Genomic DNA, 21,257 nt, shown 5'->3' on the forward strand with positions numbered 1-21,257 from the left:
AAGCGACTACATCCGAAAAAACACGGGTCTGGTTCAGAAAGAAAGTCCCGCCATCTGATACATGACAGCGCGGCGACTCAAATCTGAAGCACCTTTATTAATATCCAATACAGATGAACCTGTAAAAACAATATTCAACTCTGAATGATAATCGTAAATCAACTTAAGTTCTTTCGACCACTACGGCTCTTTCCATTTAAGATAAAAATATAGCCATACTGCCCCTTATTTGGTATAATGCGAGCCGGGTAATTGGTTGATGTTTGTCTGTCAGTCAATTATCTTTATCGGACGCGGGACGTATTACCGCTTTTACCGTAAAAAGAGATATTTGTCGCTTGAACAATAGGAATATATTCGTAGGATTTTTCGTCAGAAAGGAATACCGGAGGAACCTACATCCGATTCCTACACAAAAGAATATATTTAGGGTAATTATCTGCCATCTGCAACAATTTCGTTGTATCTAATTGTGATATAAGGGGTTATAGTGTTGCAGATACCTGTTGCAGATGTGTTGCAGGTCAAGTATCTGCAACATATCTGTTTTAGCTCATGATGGTCTGACAACATGATAAACTACTCTTTCAATCTCACAAGTAAGCTCGTATGTTTTACTATTTTGTATTTGTTGTTACTTCAGCAAGCACTCTGTTTCAACACGGTGAACTTTGTTTCAACACGGTGAACACTTTGTTCCAATATGGTTGAACACTTTGTTTCAATACGGTTGAACTGTCTTATACGGATTTAGGTTGACACCTTTTTAGAGACATAAAAAAAGAAAAATTATGTCTAAATTATCTCGTAAGATTTATTCTGAGACTTTCAAATTGGAAGTTCTCCGTGATTACTTCAGTAGCGGTTTGTCAATGTTTGCTACTGCCAAGAAATGGGGTTTACCCAACCATACTTATATTCTGCGTTGGCAAAAGTGTTATGCAATTGATTCGGATTCCTTATCTTTGTCCCCCGAACTTCTGTCAGATCTTCAAATGAAAAAGAATCCAAAATCAAAATCTAAAGAAGAACTTCTTGAAGCGGAAAATTTGCGTCTGAGAAAGGCTTTGGAACTTGAAAAACTTCGTTCCCATGCCTTTGAAAGACTGATTGAACTCACAGAAAGAGAAGAAGGGATTTCCATCTTAAAAAAAGATGGTGCCAAATAGTCACCGGCCTTCGTGAAGAGTTTCCTCACATCAGTGTGAAAACCCTTTGCGGACTGTTTGGCATGTCTTCCCAGGCCTATTACAAAAAGAAAAAAAATCTTTTGTCGCGTCATCAGATCAGAACAGCCATCTTGGATGCCGTCTTCTTCTACCGCTCAAAGGCTCCGGGCATCGGTGGTTTGAAATTATACCATGAGCTCCGCTCCCTTTATGGAAGCGAGATAACCGGAGGGCGGGATGCCTTCCTTCATCTGCTGCGTTCGGAACGCCTTATGCTGCCCCCGAAGAAACCCAGGCATACGACGGACTCCCACCATCTTTACAAGAAGTATCCGAATCTGATCAAGGGGGTAACGGCACAATACCCGAACCATATCTGGGTATGTGACATCACTTACATCTGGATTGAAGGTGGCGTATGCTACCTCCATCTTGTAACGGACATGTACTCACATGCCGTTTTAGGATGGGTGCTCTCTCCCAGTTTGCATGCCGAATATACGCTACAGGCACTGGAACAGGCCATCAATGAGGCCGGAGGTGGCAATCTTTGCGGCACAATCCACCATTCCGACCGGGGGGTACAGTATGCCTGCGATGCCTATATCGACACACTGGTCACTCATCATATACGTGTGAGCATGACTGAAGATTACAACCCGACGGACAATGCGGTAGCAGAAAGGATGAATGGCATCCTGAAAACGGAATGGATATACGGCATGTCGCTGTTCAGGGATAAAGAGATGGCACGGGAGCAGATTACGCGAATGATTGACTTCTATAATAATGGACGACCGCATATGAGCATAGGTATGAAAAAACCCATGGACGTATATCATGGAGAGGTGCCGGGAAAATCATTGTGGAAAAATAAGGTTCCATATGATAAATAAATACTATATTTGCGATACCGAGAACCCGGGACATGACGGTTTAAGCCATTGTCTCACAAAAGCCAATAGGGTGTCGAACCCTATTGACTTTTACCGAGAGCCCGAGCACACTCAGATTTGTCCATTGTTTTTACGTATGACAACTATCTTAGGAGCAAAGGGAAGAAACTAACAACTGTTTTAGTTATGAATAACAGAATGTGACAACTTATTTAGTAACTAGCCTCTAAAAGTGACAACCATTTCTAGTATAAGTCAAACACTTTGTTTCAATACGGTTGAACACTTTGTTTCAAGGCGCTGAACACTTTGTTTCAATACGGTGAACACTTTGTTTCAAGGCGCTGAACACTTTGTTTTATAGGTTTGAATACTTGTTTGCATTACATTGTGCGGTGTGTAGGCAAACTGTACTAATCCGGTATTTGAATGATATGTTGCAGATAACTTTATCTGCAACCATCTGCAACAGGTATCTGCAACAGCATAAGTCTCTTGTGTTCATCGATTTAGCATGAATTTGTTGCAGATGGCAGATGTTTTGTGCTTTTCAAACATAGAGAGGAATTCCCGGTATGATGTCTTTCTGCATCGACATGGTGTCGGCTGTGGCCCATAAAATAAGACCATTTTTGAGAGAACAAAACAGTTTTAAATGAAAGAGCCGTGTTTCGACCAATCTTTATATTTATGTATTTCATCGATAAACAAGTACTTGCCCTCCGTCTTTACAAAAGCATCTGCCAAATCGAGCAAACGATGGTTGGCAAAATAAAAATCCTCGGCCGTCACATATAAAGAGTCATCCAATTTCAGATTTTCTTTAATGTGTTGTAACACAAGAGTTTTCTTCCCTACTCTTCTAGGTCCCCTAAGCCCTATCATGCGACTATTCCAATTTATTCTGGAATAAATATACCGGTGAAACTCAATATTAGTCTCCCGTATCATCTTGTGAGAATACTCAAATAACTTATCCTTATAGCATTGGTCTACAGGCAAAGACACGATTATTTGCACTATAACAGTGCAAATAGCAAAACAAATTGCACTATAATAGTGCAATTCCAGTTAAAGCCACCCCTTTTCACCACTACCTCACAGAAAAACTCTTTTAAATTATCTTTTTAAAATCAACCGATTAAAGATAGGGCGCATATTCAGATTTTATACTAACTTTGCGATTCCAATAAAACAAATATAAAATGTTATGGAACATCAACTTACCATTTACAACACCTTAGATAGAAAGAAAGAGTTGTTTGTGCCGCTTCATGCACCTCATGTAGGCATGTATGTGTGCGGACCGACCGTTTACGGAGATGCCCATTTGGGACACGCCCGTCCGGCTATAACCTTCGATGTGTTATTCCGCTATCTCACCCACCTAGGATATAAAGTACGCTACGTACGAAATATTACCGACGTAGGTCATCTGGAACACGATGCCGATGACGGAGAAGACAAGATTGCCAAGAAAGCACGTTTGGAAGAGTTGGAACCGATGGAGGTTGTTCAATATTTCCTGAACCGCTATCATAAGACAATGGAAGCGTTGAATGTACTTTCTCCAAGCATCGAGCCACATGCTTCCGGACATATCATTGAACAAATCCAACTGGTACAGAAGATTTTGGATGCCGGATACGCCTATGAAAGCGAAGGCTCCGTTTACTTCGATGTAGCCAAATACAATAAAGATTACCACTACGGAAAGCTTTCCGGACGTAATCTGGACGACGTACTGAATACCACCCGTGACCTCGACGGACAAAGCGAGAAACGCAATCCCGCCGACTTCGCCCTTTGGAAAAAGGCACAACCGGAGCATATCATGCGCTGGCCTTCTCCGTGGAGCGACGGCTTCCCCGGATGGCACGCCGAATGTACTGCCATGGGACGCAAATACCTGGGGGAACACTTCGATATCCACGGAGGAGGAATGGACTTGATTTTCCCTCACCACGAATGTGAAATCGCACAATCGGTAGCCTCGCAAGGGGATGACATGGTTCACTACTGGATGCACAATAACATGATTACCATCAACGGAACAAAGATGGGTAAATCACTTGGCAACTTCATCACTCTGGACGAATTCTTCACGGGTACTCATAAGCTGCTGGCACAAGCCTACACACCCATGACAATCCGTTTCTTCATCCTGCAAGCTCATTACCGCAGCACGGTAGACTTCAGCAATGAAGCACTGCAAGCATCCGAGAAGGGTCTGCAACGTCTGATGGAAGCTATTGACGCATTGGATAAGATTACTCCCGCATCGGCAACTTCAGAGGGAATCAACGTGAAAGAACTGCGTGCTAAATGCTACGCCGCAATGAATGACGACTTGAATACGCCGATTGTCATCGCACAGCTTTTCGAAGGTGCCCGTATTATTAACCATATCATAGCCGGTAAGGCCACCATCTCCGCCGAAGACCTGAAAGACCTGAAAGAAACATTCCACTTGTTCAGTTTCGACATCATGGGATTGAAAGAAGAAAAAGGCTCTTCGGATGGTCGTGAAGCTGCTTACGGCAAGGTAGTGGATATGCTACTGGAACAACGTATGAAAGCAAAGGCCAACAAAGACTGGGCTACTTCCGATGAAATCCGCAACACACTGACAGCACTCGGATTTGAAATCAAAGATACCAAAGATGGTTTCGAATGGAGACTGAATAAGTAATAAAGGAAAGTGCCCAATGCACCGTATAGATACAAAGAAGAGGGTGTGTCATAATGCCTAAATATAAAGATTTACCCCTGCCACAGATAGCTATAGCAGGGGTAAATTCCTCAAAAAGGGAATTTTGACACACCCTCTTATCGTATTCACAAATTATTTATTTTCCATGAGCATCTCAACCGGCTGTCCATGCTGACAGATTACCGTCAGTACGGTCTGATCTCCCTGCCGCTCCAACCGGACATTTTCCATCGGACTCGTCAATCTCCAGTGTCCCTTAAGCCGTATCTCCTTAGTAATTGGACGACTAGGTTCTTTCGTTGTATATGTCTTTTCTTCTATATTCAGATTCGGATCACAGACACTCAAACGAACACTCTTATCAGACTCCTTTACATACATCACCATTGTTTCCGCAGGAATGGCAACGAACACTTTATCACCGGTGGGCTGATAAGCTTCAAAAGCAGCATACGCCGTAATACCTGTCTTTTTATCATAAACAACGTGAGCCGTTTGGTCGCGTTGCAGTACTTCGTATGCAGGAGTTTTACGCAATTCATCGAGATCGGAAACAGAAGGCTGTATGAATACCATATATTCATAAGTCCCCTCTTTCGGTGCCTTGCCATGTTCAATCCAGGCGGAAGAGAATTTTCCTTTAGTCACCTCCCTTGTCTTTTCATGACGCGATTCCTGCTCCGCCACCTGCGAACGAACGGTTCCGTCGACAACATGATAATAATTATCGTAACCATCATGCAGCCAATAGTTATCCTCTCCTACTTTAGGCTCCTTACCATTGTATTTTGTCTGGAAAAGAGTGGTTTCCGTAGGATAGTCCGCATTCGAGTTTGAAATACCTGTTCCCAGGCAAACCATCCGGTTATCAAAACAAAAGACAGATTTACGGGCAACAAAGTCCGGCGTGAAGTTCTCATAATCCCGTTCTGCCAACTTCATAGCGAACATTCCATTTTTACCATCCAACGAACTGCTTCCGGAGAAATTCTCCTTGGAGTGTGCCATGGTCGTCCCTTTCAATGGGCTATCGAGCAACTCAAAAGGCAAATGAATGGTCGTTGTACCCGGCAAACGGTTCCAGTCCCATCCCTCCTGCACGAAGCCGCTTCCGGCACGTGACACCGGATTTCCTTTCCCCATAATCTGCACGGAGCCATAACTTTGATAGCGTCCGTAACGATTATCTTTCGCATAAATTTCAGCCCCCCATACGTCAGTGGTATATCCTTTCAATGTCACCATCCAGTCCGCACGACGGAAAATACCTGCCGAACCATAGTTATAAACGAAGAATCCCTGTGGAGCCTGTGCCGGTTGAATACCTTCCTTCTTGAAGAAACGTGCATTCGGAGTATCACTATCGCGTACCAGACGTAGATAGTCAGCAGCCAAACCACGATCAAATGTATTTCCCTGACCGGACAAATCACCGGACAAAGCGATATTGGCAAATGCTTCGATATCATCACTTCCCATCTTCCCTCCAAAAGGATGGCGTCCGCTGATTCCCATGCCCCACTCATACAAATTGCAGTAATTGCGCATGGCAATAAAAGCCGATTTCATGTGTTTGCGCGCATCTTCTGTCAGTTCAAAGCCGGTGCCATTGGTAAATGCAATATACTCTCCCACAGTTGCAAGTACTCCAGTGGTATATCCCGGATAGAAACCACCATGATGGAAAGTCGTACCGTCTACCTTTATACCACCGATCGTCCCCGGAGTGTAACGCAAAGAAGAAGATAACCAACGCGACAAGCCGCTCAAAGCTTGCACTTGCTCCCTTGCATCGGGAAACATCATAGCGGAAATAAACTTCGCCGTCAATAACGTATGCCAAGAATCCAACAATTCGTCACGCGTTGGAGAACATGGCCGACGGGGTTCTTGCAGAGCCGCCCAAAAACGCAGTGTGGAAAGATAAGCATCCCGATGAGGATGTTTATAGATTGCATCACGCATCAGCCAGGCAGTCGTATATATCTTACGCACCTGATAACCATAATGATGATTGGTGCCCATACCACTACCATAGGCAAATCCCTGATCGATGGCATAGTCGAATGCGGTAAAGTAGTTTTTCTTTGATGTTTCGTTCCGATTATAATAAGCATCATAGGCAAAACCGGAAAGCATCGTTTCAATATCATTCCATGACATTTCTCCTTTCTTCTTGTCCTGTTCGTCAGGAGCAACGATAGGAGTTCCTACAAACCCCGTCCCGGCGACGGATGGACTGATTGCAGCTTTCTCAAATGTTTTATAGGCAGCATTAATCGGTCCTTGCGGTACCTTTTTTACTTCCAGGAAATCGGTCAAACGTTGTTCGATAGTCTTCAGATCCTTCTTTTGCTCACTTGTTAATTTAGAAGGCAGAGGGATATCATACGACTGTTGTTCCCATTTCCACACGAGACACCAATGCCACAGGTCGCGATTAGACAGCCCATTATTGGTTGGCAACTGCTGGTCGGGAGTGGTACGAAGATTCATTTTCTTTTCCGGGAAAATCAGACGGTCGAGAAAGATACGTCCCTTCCGTTGCGGAGCAACCAGCCGATAGGCTACGATCTTCTTATCTTTCTTGTCACCCTGCATATACTCAAAGGAGATCCAGCAAGCCCGCCAACCTGCTGCCTGCAAACGATAAGAGAACCAATAAGAGACTTCTCCCTCCTTATTCAGAAACTCAAAACGAATCGAATCCTGCTGTGGTTTCTCATTATAAATCCACAAAGTAATGCCGAATTGTTTCTCTTTTCTTGCATTCAACGATAACGGACCCATTTGAACATCCAGTACAGAACCGGGCTGAAAGTCCCATTCCAGACATCTTTCACCCTCCTTGTAAAAAAGAGAAGAGATTTTCGCTTCTCCCTTTCCGGAAACTTTAAATGCTTCGGGCACTCCCTCTTCAAATCCGATGAGTTGGGCGAAAGCCGAAGGAATGATTCCCAAAAGAAATAATACTATAAAACAACTATTTTTCATTCAACTGCATATCGAAGTAAACAATCATTTTTCATTTAGGCTTAACAACGAGCCGTTAATAGGAAATCCAATCCGATAAAATCCTTTCTGTATACCAAGGATCGTCAATCTCCTTCAGCATAGCTCCCATTTCACCGCAAAGTTGTGCCACGATCTCCTTATTTTCTTCCAAAGGCAGGTTATGCAATTGATAGGGATCTTTTACATCATCGAATAAGAGGCTTTTCTTCAATTGCTTCGTATCGCGGTCGATATAGAAAGCCAATGTATACTGAGCCGTTTTGATGCCTCTTGAGGAAGGGAAATAAGTCTGCACCAATCCATTTTCATCTTTATCACCATCGACATTCTGAATATACAGTGCACCTGTAGGCCGGACAATTTCAGCCTTTTCATCGAAGAAAAGAGGAGCGAAATTACGTCCCTGCACTTCTGCCGGAATAGAATCGCCCAGTCCGCACAAGCCAAGTACCGTAGGCATAATATCAGGAGCCGAGAGCAATAAATCATCCACCCTCGGCTGAATCTTACCGGGGAAACGAACCAGGAACGGAATATTCATGGATTCCGAATAAGGGGAATTCTTCGGATCGTCCGTACGCTGGCTACACATCGTCTCCCCATGATCGGAAGCAAAGATTACGATTGTATTCTTATCCAATCCCAGTTCTTTCAATGTCGTCAAAATCTGTCCGAAAGCACGGTCCACTCCGGTTACGGAAGCGAAATAATAACGTGCGGATTCTGCTTTCTTCATCTTCAAATCGACATTCGGACGAATCAACAGACTATCCAGAGGCTGGTCTTTATAAAGATTGAAATCCTGCTCTTCACAGTCATTCAAAGAGCGGTATGGACTGTGGGGAGGATTCATACCCACCATTATAAAGAAAGGTTTCCGGGTATCACGTACATTACCGTCATTTTTCAGATAAGAAATGACTTTACCCGATTCGTGCAAAGGCGACCATTCCTTCGGATCGTGTCTCTTACCATCCGTATCCCAATAATGCGGGTTCTTGTGTTCATCAAATGTACCGTAAGCATACCAGTAGTTAAATCCGTGCCGACGTTCTTTCGGTGTATAGGCATCCCATACCGGACGTTTTTCTTCCACATACTGTCCCGGATGTTCGGGATCATTCGGAGTCGGGAAGTCAGCATGAAGCTTGCCAAAATAAGCACAGTCGTAGCCTGCTTTGCTGAATACATCACCGATACATTCCGCATCCTCTCGTAAGGAACTGATCGGACGTGTGGAGTTACAATTCAATGGTACACCGCTTTTGTTCGGATACATACCGGTCAGTAACATTCCACGGTGAGGGCTACTCAACGGACAGTTACTCTGTGCAGACGACAAGACCATGGATTCACGTGCAAAAGCGTCCAGATTAGGAGTATGCACCGGATCTCCTTCAAAGTTTACTTTATCCCGAAACCCGTCCTGACTCCAGAAGCCCATCGCCTGATTACGGTATTGATCGGGAAATACATAGATTATATTAGGATGTTCCGCTTGTTGGGACGCTTGCTTCGGAGCCTTGCAACCTTGCGCGGCAAACAGCGTCAAGCCTCCTACAAGGAGGTTAATAGGTTTATTCATGATTTTCCCAGTTTTTTTTACGCATGAGTCCTTCCAGGAAGTAATAGTCAGCATAGTTCAGAGGAACGTCAATTTCCTGACCATGGGGAATGCTGCCAACCGAATGCATCAGGATAAAGTGGCCGTTTGTTCCAACCTTTGCACGATAAGCCGGCGAGCCTAAACTTTCCATAATCTTATCAGCAGTCTCCTTGCAATGGTTGCCCGGCAGATAGCCATCCAGTTCGTAAAGAGCTGAGGCCGTACAAGCTGCTGCAGAAGCATCGCGCGGTTCGTTCGGAATATTCGGAGCATCGTAATCCCAGTAGGGAACGAGGTCCTCCGGCAAGTTCTTATGATTAAATATGAAGTTATAGACCTTTTGTGCCTGATCGAGGTATTTCTGATCTTTCGTATAACGATAGCAGGTAGTATACCCGTAGAGAGCCCAAGCCTGTCCACGCGCCCAAGCGGATTCGTCGGCATATCCCTGTGCCGTTTGTTTCTTACGTACTTCTCCTGTCTCCGGATCATAATCTACCACATGATAGCAGCTATTGTCAGGACGGAAATGGTGAGCCATCGTTGTATCGGCATGTTTCACTGCAATGTGATAGAAGGTAGAATCTCCGGAAAGAGCCGTTGCTTCAAACAGAAGTTCGAGATTCATCATATTATCAATAATCACCGGACATTTCCAGCCACGTGTTCCCTGCCAGCCTCTATCAGCATCCCATGACTGGATAACGCCTGCATTCGGACGAAAACGGGTAGATAGCGACTTGGCGGTTTCAATAATCACATCTTTATATGCAGTCTTGTTTGCAAAACGATATCCGTTCAGATAACTGCAACCGATCATAAAACCTACGTCATGATGCCATTTCAGATATTTTACCGAATCGAGAGCCTCCGTGTATTTTTCGGCCAATGCCAACCATTTCTGATCTCCGGTCAAGTTATATGTCAGCCACATACTGCCGGGGAAGAAACCGGAACACCAGTCATCGATCGGTATATAGGATATACTACCGTCTTTGTTGATGGTTCTCGGATTCAGGATTTTACCAGATTTCTCAATGATATCCGTTTGAATCGTGTTTTGTGCAACTGCGTTGTCGATGTTGTCCTGAATAAAATCTACTTCAGCCTTTTTTTGTCCACCGCAACTCGTAAAGATTAGAAGAGAAAGCCCTAATGCGCTAAGAATTGTTTTCATAATACAGGGATTATTTGTTAAGTAATCAATTTTCTTGGTGACAAAAATAGTGCTTTTAAATAGAATTGACCGACCTAAATAATTCAAATGAGGGATAATTTTGGTACATTTACAAAAGAATATCGGCTGAAAGCGCACCTTTTCAGGTAGCTTCCAGCCCTCTCTGTTTGGTCTCTTTATCTATTTAACGATGGAAGTCAGCGGATGCCGATTACCCGTCACATTATTCAGGAATGCTTTTGCCGAACCGAAATTCAGGAACAAATCCAGACGAATAGGAAGATGATTCAAATCGTCCGTCACAAAGAAAGTAATCACCTCCTTTTCCTTTCCTTTCTTATCATATTCAACCAACGAGAAAACCAGGCAACGGTAAGTCACTCCATTTTCTGCCTTTACATTTTTTTTACCGCGATAAATAAGCGTCTGTTCTTCCACTTTACGGCCTGTAGCCATGGGAAACTTGATCTTATCTCCCTCCTTATAATCTGCCGGATCATAAGAACGTGCCTGCGCCAGAATACTCAACATGTCATATATACAGCGGCTATCGCTAGCTTCAGATTCATCACACGCCCCATCCCGATAAGTACGCTTCTGATTGACCAGACAAAGCCCGTCCTTATAAGAGAACCAAGCCTCATCGACCGTATAACGTTTTCCCTCTTCGGCACCTTTACGGAAATAGCGCGGCTCCAGTTTTTCTCCAATCACACAAGTCAGTGTATCGCGCATCTTGAAAAAGAAGTCCGCCCGTTTACTGCCCAAGGCAAGCAGGTTAATCCGGTAGGCCGGTTGTGAATGATAAGTAGTCGCGTTCGTCGTCAAACTGGCAAGTCCGGCTCTCACCCAGACAAACTTCCAGTTAAAGTATAAATCATACATTACGTGTTCACCGGATTGAAACGCATCATTCTTCACTTCACATTGGGCACTGGCGGGGAGGGCGAAAGCTCCCATCAACAAGGTCACTAATCCGATTATAAAATTGCATCGAACGCTAACGACGGCGGTTCTGCCTATCTCGTTCCCGATCCTTTTTCTTCTTGTCTTCATCCGGTTTTTGTTTTTTAAGTTCATCCAGCTTTTGCTTGTCCAACGAAATGGCATGGATATTCCAACGTTGTTCTAAATCCCAGTTGGCTTTCGGCTCTACGATCTGATTATAATAATACACTTCTTCGGGCTGCACCCCTTTTTCAAAATTGCCGATATCCCATTCACCGTTTCCATTCCGGTCGTTAATCAACCGGGCAGAGTATTTACCCGGATTTAAGAAATAAAAGTCGACATAGCCTCCTTCTTCCACTCTTCTCCGACGTACCACTTTATCCTGCGCATCCAGCAGTTCGACAAAAGCATTAGACTCCGCTCCCGTCACCACAAATGTGATTCTGGCATACTCTTCCAAGCTACGCACCTTGAAGCCTTGTTTTATTTTATCGGTAAACAACCCGTATATACCATGGAAGGCAGTCGAGTCTACCTCAAATTCATATTCCAACGCCGGCTCCCAATCATAATACAGATTAAACCTCTTCAGATTCACGGAGTCCTGTTCAAATTCAAATGGTATATCTTTCCAAAGCGTATCCACCTTTTGCCGCAGATGGATGGCCGCCGTATCGAAACGGGCTATCGGTTCTTCAAAACTCAAAGAAATAGAGCCATATACATCCATCGACGAAGAAGCCCCCACATTTACCGACAAGAATTTCGTCGGTTCGGGTTCATCCTCCTCCCCTTTCTTTTTCTTCTTTTTCTTTTTGTCCTTATCCTTATCCGGTTCCTCTTTCTTATATTTCTGTTTCGAAACGAGATGAAGCGTATCTGTACGCGGTACCAACTGATTCAACGTATCCGTATAAAGATAAGTCAGACTCATAGCCAGCGTATCCTGCTTAAAGAGCAGAGAGTCCTTTACCCAATAATGAATGGTATCGTTCCGCTGATTCTTTTCGATGACAAAAGCATCCTTTTCATCGAAGTTCAAGCCTTTCAACACAGGCAAAGTGTCCGCCTTACCGGCAAAATAAAAAGTAAACTTATGAGGAACCAGTCTTTCCGACTTGATCAGGTATTGCGAATAGTTGAACTCCTTAAAGGCACGGAGGATGATATCATCCGGCAAATAATGCATATATTTCTTTTCAACAATCGTGTCGTAGGTCAACGAGTCCACCCAAGCCGTATCCATGCGGACACGTTCTTCCATACGAGGGATAATCAGCGAATCATGAAAAGCAATCACCTCGCTCTTCTGATTAAAAGCAAAATTCTGGTCGGCATCCATCAAACCGTAGATACGATACTTACCGGGAGCTATCCCCCGGATAGAGAAACGTCCACGGCTATCCGTGCGTGCCACACGTTCGAAAGGCAATTTGTTGAAAGCCGAATCATTCAGGTTGGAATGTAGTCCGACCAGGATGCCTTTGATAGGTTCCAAATTAGAAGCATCAAGTACTGTTCCCGCTACTTCCATCGTATCGATCTGTGTACCGGTAGAGAACGTAAATGCAAAATTTCCTAACGGATTACCCTCATTATTATCGACAATGGCATCCGAGAAATCAATCGTGTAAGTAGTATTCGGTTTCAAAGAGTCGAGCAGGTTCACCTGTATCCTCTTGCCGGAAGCCTTGATTTCCGGTTGCTGTATCTGAGGTGGGGAAATGACCACCTTTTCCGTCGCTTTCTCCAGCTTGATAAACTCATCAAACAGCAAAGAAACTTTCGTCCTTTTATTATTCAGAGCACCTGCAGCAGGAGTACTACCGATAAAACGGGGTGGCGTCTCATCATAAGGACCTCCATCCGGCCGGCCGATACTGGCACAAGAATATAACATAACTCCCAGCGTTACTACCGGAAGCACCTTGCGAACTATTTGCTTTATCTTTTGATTCTCAAATTGTAACATGCTGCAAAAATAAGGGTTCTTATTCAATAAATACCATACTTTCTAGCTAATTTATTCAAAAAAGGGAAGGTGGCTTGAGCTAATAAACAATCTCGATGAGATTTTTATTTCTTTTTTCTACCAATATAATTAGTTTTATTGCCGAAAGTGATTACCTTTGTTACCTAACATTTTTTCGTATAACTATAGTTATTCGCAAAGTAGACTATAGTTATCCTTGCGCATAACTATAGTCATCCGCAAGGGAAACTATAGTCAAACGAAATAAAAGTAGCGAACGAAGTACAACCGGGCAGGCAAACGGATATATAAATATGCCGATACAAATCAATAACGAATATGAGCCTACATTACGACCTCTACGAAACACCTGATATCCAACAAACAGGTGAACAACAGCCCCTCCACCCCCGCGTGGTTTTCAAGGGTACCATCAACCAGGAAGAATTCCTGGACCGTGTACACAAATTCACCGGAATAAGCCGCAGTTTATTGGCAGGTGCCATGCAGTCTTTCCAAAACGAACTAAGGGATTTACTTGCCGGCGGATGGGTTGTGGAGCTGGGAGACATCGGTTACTTTTCTGTTTCCCTGCAAGGACCACCCGTCATGAAGAAAGAGGAAGTACATGCGCAATCTATCAAATTAAAGAATATCAATTTCCGACCGGGTACTCAATTTAAGAAGGAAGTGGGCTGGCAAATGAGACCGGAACGTGGAGAATCTTTCACCCGTCCTCATGGAAAAGGACGCAGTGAAGAAGAATGCCTGACCATAATCGATGAGCATCTCAAAAAATATCCCTGCATAACTCGTGCCGATTATTGCCGATTGACAGGGCATGACAAACAGCGGGCACTCGGAGAGCTGAATGCTTTTATCAAACAAGGAGTGCTGATTCGTTACGGAGCGGGCAAACTGATAGTGTATGCAAAGAAAACAAAATGATGCAATGGAACAAAAAGATAATTTGTTACACGCTAAGTTTGAGATAATGAGATTAACGACCATTCTGTTTGCCGCCTTCTGGTTCCCTTTACTTTAATTATAAAGAATTGCAGATAAAAAGAGATTTGTGACAAATCCTTTTCATCTGCAATTAGATAGCATTTTTAGTTGCTCAATATCGGATAATACTTATTCCGTTTAGGAAAAAATTTATTTATCTTGTACAGGTCTTATTGCACAACCAAAATTCTTAAATGGATAAGCCAAACCAGAAACCGATGTTGTGTTAAGCCCTTTATTTGCTTTATCAAAGTTTAGAACGTATGGATACGGACTTGTACCTGTTCGCATAGTGCCTGTCCAATAATATCCCTTATCAATACTATAGCATGAAAAACCTCTTCTATATCCTGTAATTGGAAGAAATATACTGTTCCCATTTGGACCAGTGATTTTATATCCATAATAACCATTCTTTCCTTCCCAAGTCCATATACAAGCTGAGATTAGTTCTTGGAATTCACTTTGGGTGGCAATTCTCCATTTGCCTCCCCATTTTGCTTTGGCAACATCATATATTGTGCCGCTTATTGAACTGGTTTTAGGATAATCGTTTTCATTTTCACTTTTCTTTATGCCAGTAGGATCTCCCCAACCAATTAATCCATTAAAACACCTTGTCACATCGTCTTGGATGTTTTCAGGGGTCAATGCTGCACAATCAGCATATCCCATATCTAAATTTACGTCTGCCCATTTTACACTTAGGCCTAAGTCTACAGCATTTGCCATATCAAGACCGTATTGACTCCAGCTTATAATGTAAAAACCGTCGCCATTCTCAATTTCGGCGATTGTATTAGATTTTTCATCTAAATAAACAAGGGTGTCATATTGGCTTAATAATGTGTAGCCCTTAAAAGCTAACAAGATTTCGTCCAATGACAATGTTGCTTTTGGAATAACAACGATTGTATTCAACTTGTTGTTTTTAAACCCATAGGCAATAGTTTCACCTTCGGATTGATAGCATAGCGTATTATCTTCATCCAATAAAACGTCACAACCAGCCATTTTTGAAGATATCTGCAATTTAGGGCTGCCCCATTCTACGTAAGGCTTAAAAAATAGATATTGTGGATCGGTGCTATCGGCGTCTTCTCCTTCATCACTACATGAGAAAAAAGAAAAACAAGCTAACGCCGTTAAAGATAGGATGAAAAGTTTTATTTTATTCATATTCATCATTTTTTATTATGTTGTTGTATAGCTTTATTTCGAAGTGCATCCATTCTCCTTTTTGAAATTTGGTAATAATAGTCCACTTCGTCATAATTAGTGCTGCTTTGCGCATTATCACCATTATTGTCACCACTATTTTCACTACCACTTCCCTCCTTCTTTACTGTTACGGTGCAAGAAGCACTAAGCCCGTTACTTGCAGTTGCAGTCACTATAGCAGTGCCGTATCCATTAGCTCCAAGAATATTATTGGAATTAACAAATGCAACGGAAGAATTGGACGACGACCAAGTTACATTTTGCTTTGCATTAGAAGGTAAAATTGTAACGCTCATTCTATAAGTTTCGCCATAATTCAGTGCGATATTAGTAGGACTAATTTCTATACTTTTAATCTCCGTTTCTTCAACAAACACATTATAATCAACGTAACCGGAGCGTTGATATATATATTGTCCTGTAGTTGGGTCCAGTTCTCTATAATAATACAAGCAGTGTATGGTAGCGTATCCGCTAAATGACTTAACGGCTTCTATCTTGCAAGAGTACATAGTTGTTGAAACAATCTTAACATCATTCGGTCGAGAGGAAGTCCATGCTGGTTGCCCCGCAAGCACTTTTGTTGGCAAGACAGTTGGAGAAAGCGTTTTTGTATCTCCAACTGTCATATAAACTGTTTCTGCGCATATATTTGAAATACAGATCAATGAAAGCAATAATAAAAAGAAGATTTTTCTCATATGTATTCAAAATTTAATGATTATTTAGCCCACAGACGTATAAGTTCAAGGTTGCCTTTGCTTATCTCATCCCTCCATTCCGGGAAGGTCTTATCCATGATGTTGAATTCTTTATCACTGACCGTCCCGAATGAATAGCTCCACGAAGATCCGATAAGTTTTTTCACAAAGTAGGTTGTTTCCAGCCCTTGGGATGTAGCAAAATTTTCTGAAAAAGAATAAATCAAATAACACCCGATAGTAAATAACGTATTTTCCTCCGAATATTCTTTGATGCTTCCACTTTCTACATCACTAAATTTATATGAGAGACAAGCATTCCATTTTTGTTTTCCGATGCCGACTTCTCTATAATAGAATAAATTGCCCAATGCCTTTTCACTCCCCGGAGTCAATATCGGTATATCTTCGAGAAGAACGGAACTTTTGGGAGGTACAGAAACCATTCGTTGCGCATAAGTTGTTGTCGTGACGGAAGAACTTTTGCTGCCTCCTATATTAACTCCATTCAAAGCTGTACCTACCATGCCGCCTATTCCTACGGCATCGGCTATGGCTCCTGCATTCACACCGACACCAACAGTTTGTCCTGTCATTCTCGATGTTATAGTGGGAGTATAAATAACAAAGGCTACATCGTTCTTTTTCAAATATGAAGTTCCTAAATCTATAAAAATGATTTTATCACTTTTATTTGTTACTTTAATTCTCATTGTAGGATAAGGGGCTTGCCCATAATCCTCATTTGCATATTTGGTGTATATTCCATACTGCACGCTGATATTTTCGTCTTGCGTAACGGACGAACTTGCTTTTTCAAGAAAATACCAAACAGCATTGGCTTTCTTTGCACAAATAGTATTGGATATAGCCAATACAAGCATAATAAAAACTAGACTTTTTTTCATCATTCTATTTAACAGATAGTTCGTTTGTTGAAATTAAAAAGGCGTGCAACCATTCCTTAACTTGCTACTCATTCGGTTACCGCCAAGTGACCTGTTCACGCAAGCGACAGAATAGTCCACGCCCTATGAGCGTGAACTTCCCATTCACTTGTCCTCGTGTAACGAATATTGGCGGTATTCAATGAGTAGAGAACAAGAGCTGTGAAGCTCAATATCTATATGTTCATTTCAAATGTTTTAAATGGAAGCGCTTCCTTCGGTTTATTTTTGTCACACATTCCATGTAACATTTTATAACTCAAATCTGCGTAATGTCATTTTTCCAAATGTACAAAACTCCTTAATGTCAATAACATTTCGGATGCGTTCCCCTCGTTCTGTGTCTGTTTCCTAACCTCCTTTTTTAACATTATTACTGTCTATTGATAATACTATGCAAAAGTAACTCCTTTTTATGAAAAATGAGAATGCTTGATGTAGAAAATATTCAAATCTGTAAATTGCAATCTGGATAAACTACGCTCCGTCATCAATTCATAGATACGGTTAGAAATGGTAAATTCCAAAGACACCTCTTGCTGGATAGCCGAAGAGGTACTTGCCAACATTTCATCAAAAGACGTCTTTATCGTTTTCATATATCAAAGGTATTTTTTGTTTCTATTGTATTTTCTGTCACCAATATAGTCCCATTTTTCCTTCCGGACGGAAGAAACGCTCAAATGCGCCAAAGTCCGCTATGCGCCCGATTATATTCAAAGAACGTTCAAATTCTCTCTCGGCTGCCTTTACCAATCTTAATTCAGCTTCACTCATATTCTTTATTTTTTCCTGTACAAAGGTACAAGACGTTATCCACAAGTTTAGAAACAACGGTTTATTTATCAGTGATTTGCATCATTCTGCTTACCTGCAAATGACTCTCATAAACTTAATTCTGTAACCTGTAAAAAAGTAAGTTGTGAGATCAACATTTAAGATGCTGTTCTATGTGAACGGCAGTAAGGAGAAAGACCGTTCAGACCGGACGTATCGAAAATACAGGACATCCGCAAGGCAATCCACGCTATCTATAAAAACAAAGACATTGAACGAAACTGAAACGATGAAATATGTCAAACAAACCAATGACATCAACCATGATGTTTACAGCCTTGAAACGGTTATACCTGTTGCATTCAGGGTATGCAGTAGAGAGAGTATGGCGTTCAGATGGTTTGTAATAAGTGAAATCTGCGCCACCAAGAAAGGAAGCCCGGTCACATTGTTCTTTTCTTGTGGCAAGGGCGGCAACCTATGGTATAACTGACGCTCTTGGGGCATCCGGCAACGGAAACAAGCGACTGACGGAAAATCAGGCATTTTACATTTGAGCTAACAATCCACAAAATAAAGCTACGCCAAAACTTAAGAACGTTCCAGCAAGGACATATTCGGTTTTTGCTGTATCTGTTTCCTTAAAACGGAGCAATGACTTTGCTGCGATAATAAAGCCGATGGCTTCATATTGTCCCAAGAGGACAAAGACAATGGTTAGGATGCGCTCCAATATGTGGAATGTTCGTTTACGCTGGATTGCTTAATGCCTATTTTTTTGCAATATCTACTTCTTTCATGGACAACAGCTTGTAATATACGACTTCGCTCTGCCGTTTAGTGCAGTTATTTATCAAAGCATTTGTAAGAGTGCCTACAGTTTTAAGCGATGCGGATAGCCTCTCATTCTCGATGACAATTAACAATGTTCCTTTATTGGGAGTTCCAAGCTTTTCAAGGTTCCGTCCCGAAAGGTATATGGCTTCTCCATCCATGATTCCCTGTTCCCGGTCTACAATTCGCATATCTCCGACGCCTATTGCCATACGCACCCCATACATCTGAAAACCTTTTGTATGTTTGTTTTCTGTTACATCGAATGATTTAATGCAGGATTTTATCAGTAAAGCTATACGGAGAGCTTTTGACACATCCGTAGTCAAGCACTCAATATAATCACCTTTAATCTGTCTGCCCCAGAAATCCGGATATAATGTTTTAAATAATCGAAACAAATCGGAAATTCTTTGCTTCAATCTGATTGTATCCTCTTTTGATATGGCCGTAGAGGATACTATATCTGCGGAAATGGCCGCATACATATATTTATACTTAAGTCAGGTAGAAGATTTTACCGCCCAACTGTATATAGGGTATCCGCCCTCGTTGCGGTAGTCTTGAAGTGTCCGGCGAGTCCATTATGAGTCGAATGGCAGTGAAACGTTTATGAAGCGTTTGATTCGAGCGTATTTCGATTGATAATAAATGACTTATGTTTTATTTTTATTGAATCAGCCTCAAATTTTGGAACATTCGTGAAACGTTTACCATCTACCCCAAAGGGGGCAACTTTTCATTCTCATGCAATTCAAAACAGTCACAATCTTCATTTCCTCGAAATTGCAGAGTAAAAGTGTACGCATAACATCAAGGATGGTTTTTACTGATACTTCTTTTGAGTCCGCATTTTCAACAATCCTTTACTGCAAATTAAAGACTAGTCTAAGAATTCCTCTACCACATTGGAAATGTTCTGGAAGAACATAACATAGTAAATAGGCATATATATAATCCCATTCTCTATATAGACTTTCTGCTCATTCGATAATACATAAGCCTTTTTAATATTATACTCATCATTTGACATGAATTTATCCAATGCACTATGAACTGTATAATCTTTGCCTGACTTCACCTCAATGGGAATATTTGACAAGTTGTCTGCATCATCTATTAAATAGTCAACCTCTCCGTTTTTCTTGTTATCGTAGTAATATAAATCATATCCGTGAGCCTTTAACTCCTGAGCCACCACAGTCTCATAGACTGAGCCGAGGTTTATACTCTTTATATCCGACATCACAGCCTTGATATTATTGCGATAGAATATTCCCGATAAGATGCCTGCATCATTCAAATAGAGTTTTAACAGGTTCTTACCGCTATTCTCTATCAAAGGATATGCAGGGGTACTGATTGCCTTTACTTCCAATGCTATACCCGCAGAAATGAGGTAGTCAAACTCATCCAAATAGTCATTAGTTCTTTTCCATTTCTTATCCTCAATATCCTTAATGACAACCCTTTTCTTTTTATTTTCAAGGTTTGATGGTATCATATCGAAAATACGGCGTATTTTCAATTTTTTATCATGTTCTTCCTCATATTTAGAAGCGTCAACACCGTATAAATCGTGAGCCTCTTTCTGAATAGAACGGAATTCAACCACATTACGACTCTCTACGAATATCTCAACGGCCTTTGGCAGACCGCCAACCAATAAATATTTCCTAAAGAGATCCATCATCTTATCATGCATCGTATCAGACAATGCCTGACTGTTCTTGAAACTCTCTCTCATAGCGTCAATAGCAACTTCTCCTACACCATTAGCATATAGAAACTCTTCAAAATCCATTGGATACATATGTTGTACATCCAAACTTCCGACAGGAACAGATTGTGTATTCTTCAATGTCACTCCAAGCAGAGAGCCACTAGCAATATAGGTAAATCTCTTCTCTTTCATCAAAAACTTAACAAGAGTAAGAAGATGGTCGTAGGCTTGTATCTCATCAATGAACACAAGGGTATTTTCCTTTTCCTTCATTTTGTCGCCTGCAACAACACTCAAAGCCATATAGAAATCCTTTGTGGTTTTAGCTTCTGCGAAAATTCGGTCACCCAATTTATCCTCTTCCATATTTATTTCAATATAGTTAGAGAACATCTTTTCTCCCACATGGCGGACAATGTATGACTTACCTATCTGTCGGGCACCATCAATCAACAGCATCCTATCAGAATCTGATGAGAGATATTCTTCAATCCGTTTTGTGATTTTTCTGTGTAACATATTACTTCCTTTTTGTTAGTGCAAAGAT

17 protein-coding genes and 2 pseudogenes are annotated in these 21,257 nt (G+C 41.8%); 5 read left to right on the top strand and 14 right to left on the bottom strand.

From position 1 onward, the window contains the following. Window positions 1-36: 36 nt before the first annotated feature. Window positions 37-180: pseudogene (locus AB9N12_RS06705) on the bottom strand (AAA family ATPase); the annotation flags it as partial. Between the two features lie 611 nt (window positions 181-791). Between AB9N12_RS06705 and AB9N12_RS06710 the strand changes: the two are divergent. Together AB9N12_RS06710 and AB9N12_RS06715 are read left to right on the top strand one after the other, a co-directional pair. Then, on the top strand, window positions 792-1,169 hold the full coding sequence (locus tag AB9N12_RS06710; RefSeq protein ID WP_369889012.1) for a hypothetical protein: 378 nt from the start codon (window positions 792-794) through the stop codon (window positions 1,167-1,169). 35 nt (window positions 1,170-1,204) lie between these two features. Continuing rightward, window positions 1,205-2,065 carry an IS3 family transposase gene (locus AB9N12_RS06715; protein ID WP_369890147.1) on the top strand — a complete coding sequence of 287 codons (861 nt, stop codon included), beginning with the start codon at window positions 1,205-1,207 and terminating at the stop codon, window positions 2,063-2,065. Window positions 2,066-2,716: 651 nt separating this feature from the next. On the opposite strand, the gene AB9N12_RS06720 is transcribed toward AB9N12_RS06715, so the two are convergent. Next, window positions 2,717-3,016: an AAA family ATPase gene (locus tag AB9N12_RS06720; RefSeq protein ID WP_369890799.1), complete on the bottom strand. Its 300-nt coding sequence runs from the start codon at window positions 3,014-3,016 to the stop codon at window positions 2,717-2,719. A gap of 259 nt (window positions 3,017-3,275) precedes the next feature. Here AB9N12_RS06720 and cysS point away from each other — a divergent pair, with 259 nt between their 5' ends. Next, complete coding sequence (gene cysS / locus AB9N12_RS06725; RefSeq protein WP_369890800.1) at window positions 3,276-4,757, top strand: cysteine--tRNA ligase; 1,482 nt, start codon at window positions 3,276-3,278, stop codon at window positions 4,755-4,757. A 153-nt stretch (window positions 4,758-4,910) separates the two neighbouring features. Here the strand turns inward: cysS and AB9N12_RS06730 are convergent, their stop codons facing one another. The 5 genes from AB9N12_RS06730 to AB9N12_RS06750 form a co-directional block, all read right to left on the bottom strand. Continuing rightward, the gene (locus AB9N12_RS06730) at window positions 4,911-7,772 is read right to left on the bottom strand and encodes a chondroitinase family polysaccharide lyase (protein ID WP_369890801.1); all 2,862 of its coding nucleotides are present in this window, start codon (window positions 7,770-7,772) and stop codon (window positions 4,911-4,913) included. 55 nt (window positions 7,773-7,827) lie between these two features. After that, on the bottom strand, window positions 7,828-9,378 hold the full coding sequence (locus tag AB9N12_RS06735) for a sulfatase (protein ID WP_369890802.1): 1,551 nt from the start codon (window positions 9,376-9,378) through the stop codon (window positions 7,828-7,830). Continuing rightward, the gene (locus AB9N12_RS06740; protein ID WP_369890804.1) at window positions 9,371-10,576 is read right to left on the bottom strand and encodes a glycoside hydrolase family 88 protein; all 1,206 of its coding nucleotides are present in this window, start codon (window positions 10,574-10,576) and stop codon (window positions 9,371-9,373) included. Before AB9N12_RS06740 ends, AB9N12_RS06735 begins: the two co-directional genes overlap by 8 nt. 180 nt (window positions 10,577-10,756) lie before the next feature. After that, a complete protein-coding gene (locus AB9N12_RS06745; RefSeq protein WP_369890806.1) occupies window positions 10,757-11,632 on the bottom strand; it encodes a DUF3108 domain-containing protein in 876 nt (291 codons plus the stop codon). Continuing rightward, a complete protein-coding gene (locus AB9N12_RS06750) occupies window positions 11,577-13,499 on the bottom strand; it encodes an Ig-like domain-containing protein (RefSeq protein ID WP_369890808.1) in 1,923 nt (640 codons plus the stop codon). The genes AB9N12_RS06745 and AB9N12_RS06750 overlap by 56 nt, the downstream gene beginning before the upstream one ends. Before the next feature lie 339 nt (window positions 13,500-13,838). On the opposite strand from AB9N12_RS06750, the gene AB9N12_RS06755 reads away from it, so the two are divergent. Then, the gene (locus tag AB9N12_RS06755) at window positions 13,839-14,447 is read left to right on the top strand and encodes a DNA-binding protein (protein ID WP_369890810.1); all 609 of its coding nucleotides are present in this window, start codon (window positions 13,839-13,841) and stop codon (window positions 14,445-14,447) included. Window positions 14,448-14,657: 210 nt separating this feature from the next. Here AB9N12_RS06755 and AB9N12_RS06760 read toward each other — a convergent pair whose 3' ends face one another. The 5 genes from AB9N12_RS06760 to AB9N12_RS06780 form a co-directional block, all read right to left on the bottom strand. After that, window positions 14,658-15,695 (bottom strand): hypothetical protein, encoded by a 1,038-nt coding sequence (locus AB9N12_RS06760; RefSeq protein WP_369890811.1) that lies wholly within the window; start codon window positions 15,693-15,695, stop codon window positions 14,658-14,660. Then, the gene (locus AB9N12_RS06765; RefSeq protein ID WP_369890814.1) at window positions 15,692-16,429 is read right to left on the bottom strand and encodes an Ig-like domain-containing protein; all 738 of its coding nucleotides are present in this window, start codon (window positions 16,427-16,429) and stop codon (window positions 15,692-15,694) included. Before AB9N12_RS06765 ends, AB9N12_RS06760 begins: the two co-directional genes overlap by 4 nt. Before the next feature lie 20 nt (window positions 16,430-16,449). Beyond that, on the bottom strand, window positions 16,450-17,340 hold the full coding sequence (locus tag AB9N12_RS06770) for a hypothetical protein (RefSeq protein ID WP_369890816.1): 891 nt from the start codon (window positions 17,338-17,340) through the stop codon (window positions 16,450-16,452). A gap of 449 nt (window positions 17,341-17,789) precedes the next feature. Then, window positions 17,790-17,975 (bottom strand): hypothetical protein, encoded by a 186-nt coding sequence (locus AB9N12_RS06775; protein WP_369890818.1) that lies wholly within the window; start codon window positions 17,973-17,975, stop codon window positions 17,790-17,792. 37 nt (window positions 17,976-18,012) lie between these two features. Next, the gene (locus AB9N12_RS06780; RefSeq protein ID WP_369890820.1) at window positions 18,013-18,153 is read right to left on the bottom strand and encodes a hypothetical protein; all 141 of its coding nucleotides are present in this window, start codon (window positions 18,151-18,153) and stop codon (window positions 18,013-18,015) included. A gap of 228 nt (window positions 18,154-18,381) precedes the next feature. Between AB9N12_RS06780 and AB9N12_RS06785 the strand changes: the two are divergent. Beyond that, window positions 18,382-18,646, top strand: a pseudogene (locus AB9N12_RS06785) (hypothetical protein); the annotation flags it as partial. A 277-nt stretch (window positions 18,647-18,923) separates the two neighbouring features. Here AB9N12_RS06785 and AB9N12_RS06790 read toward each other — a convergent pair. Both AB9N12_RS06790 and AB9N12_RS06795 read right to left on the bottom strand, forming a co-directional pair. Beyond that, the gene (locus tag AB9N12_RS06790) at window positions 18,924-19,388 is read right to left on the bottom strand and encodes an RNA polymerase subunit sigma-70 (RefSeq protein ID WP_369890821.1); all 465 of its coding nucleotides are present in this window, start codon (window positions 19,386-19,388) and stop codon (window positions 18,924-18,926) included. 482 nt (window positions 19,389-19,870) lie between these two features. Then, window positions 19,871-21,229 (bottom strand): ATP-binding protein, encoded by a 1,359-nt coding sequence (locus tag AB9N12_RS06795; protein WP_369890823.1) that lies wholly within the window; start codon window positions 21,227-21,229, stop codon window positions 19,871-19,873. Window positions 21,230-21,257 lie beyond the last annotated feature (28 nt).

The sequence above is a fragment of the Bacteroides sp. AN502(2024) genome, from assembly GCF_041227145.1.
Taxonomy (GTDB): Bacteria; Bacteroidota; Bacteroidia; order Bacteroidales; family Bacteroidaceae; genus Bacteroides.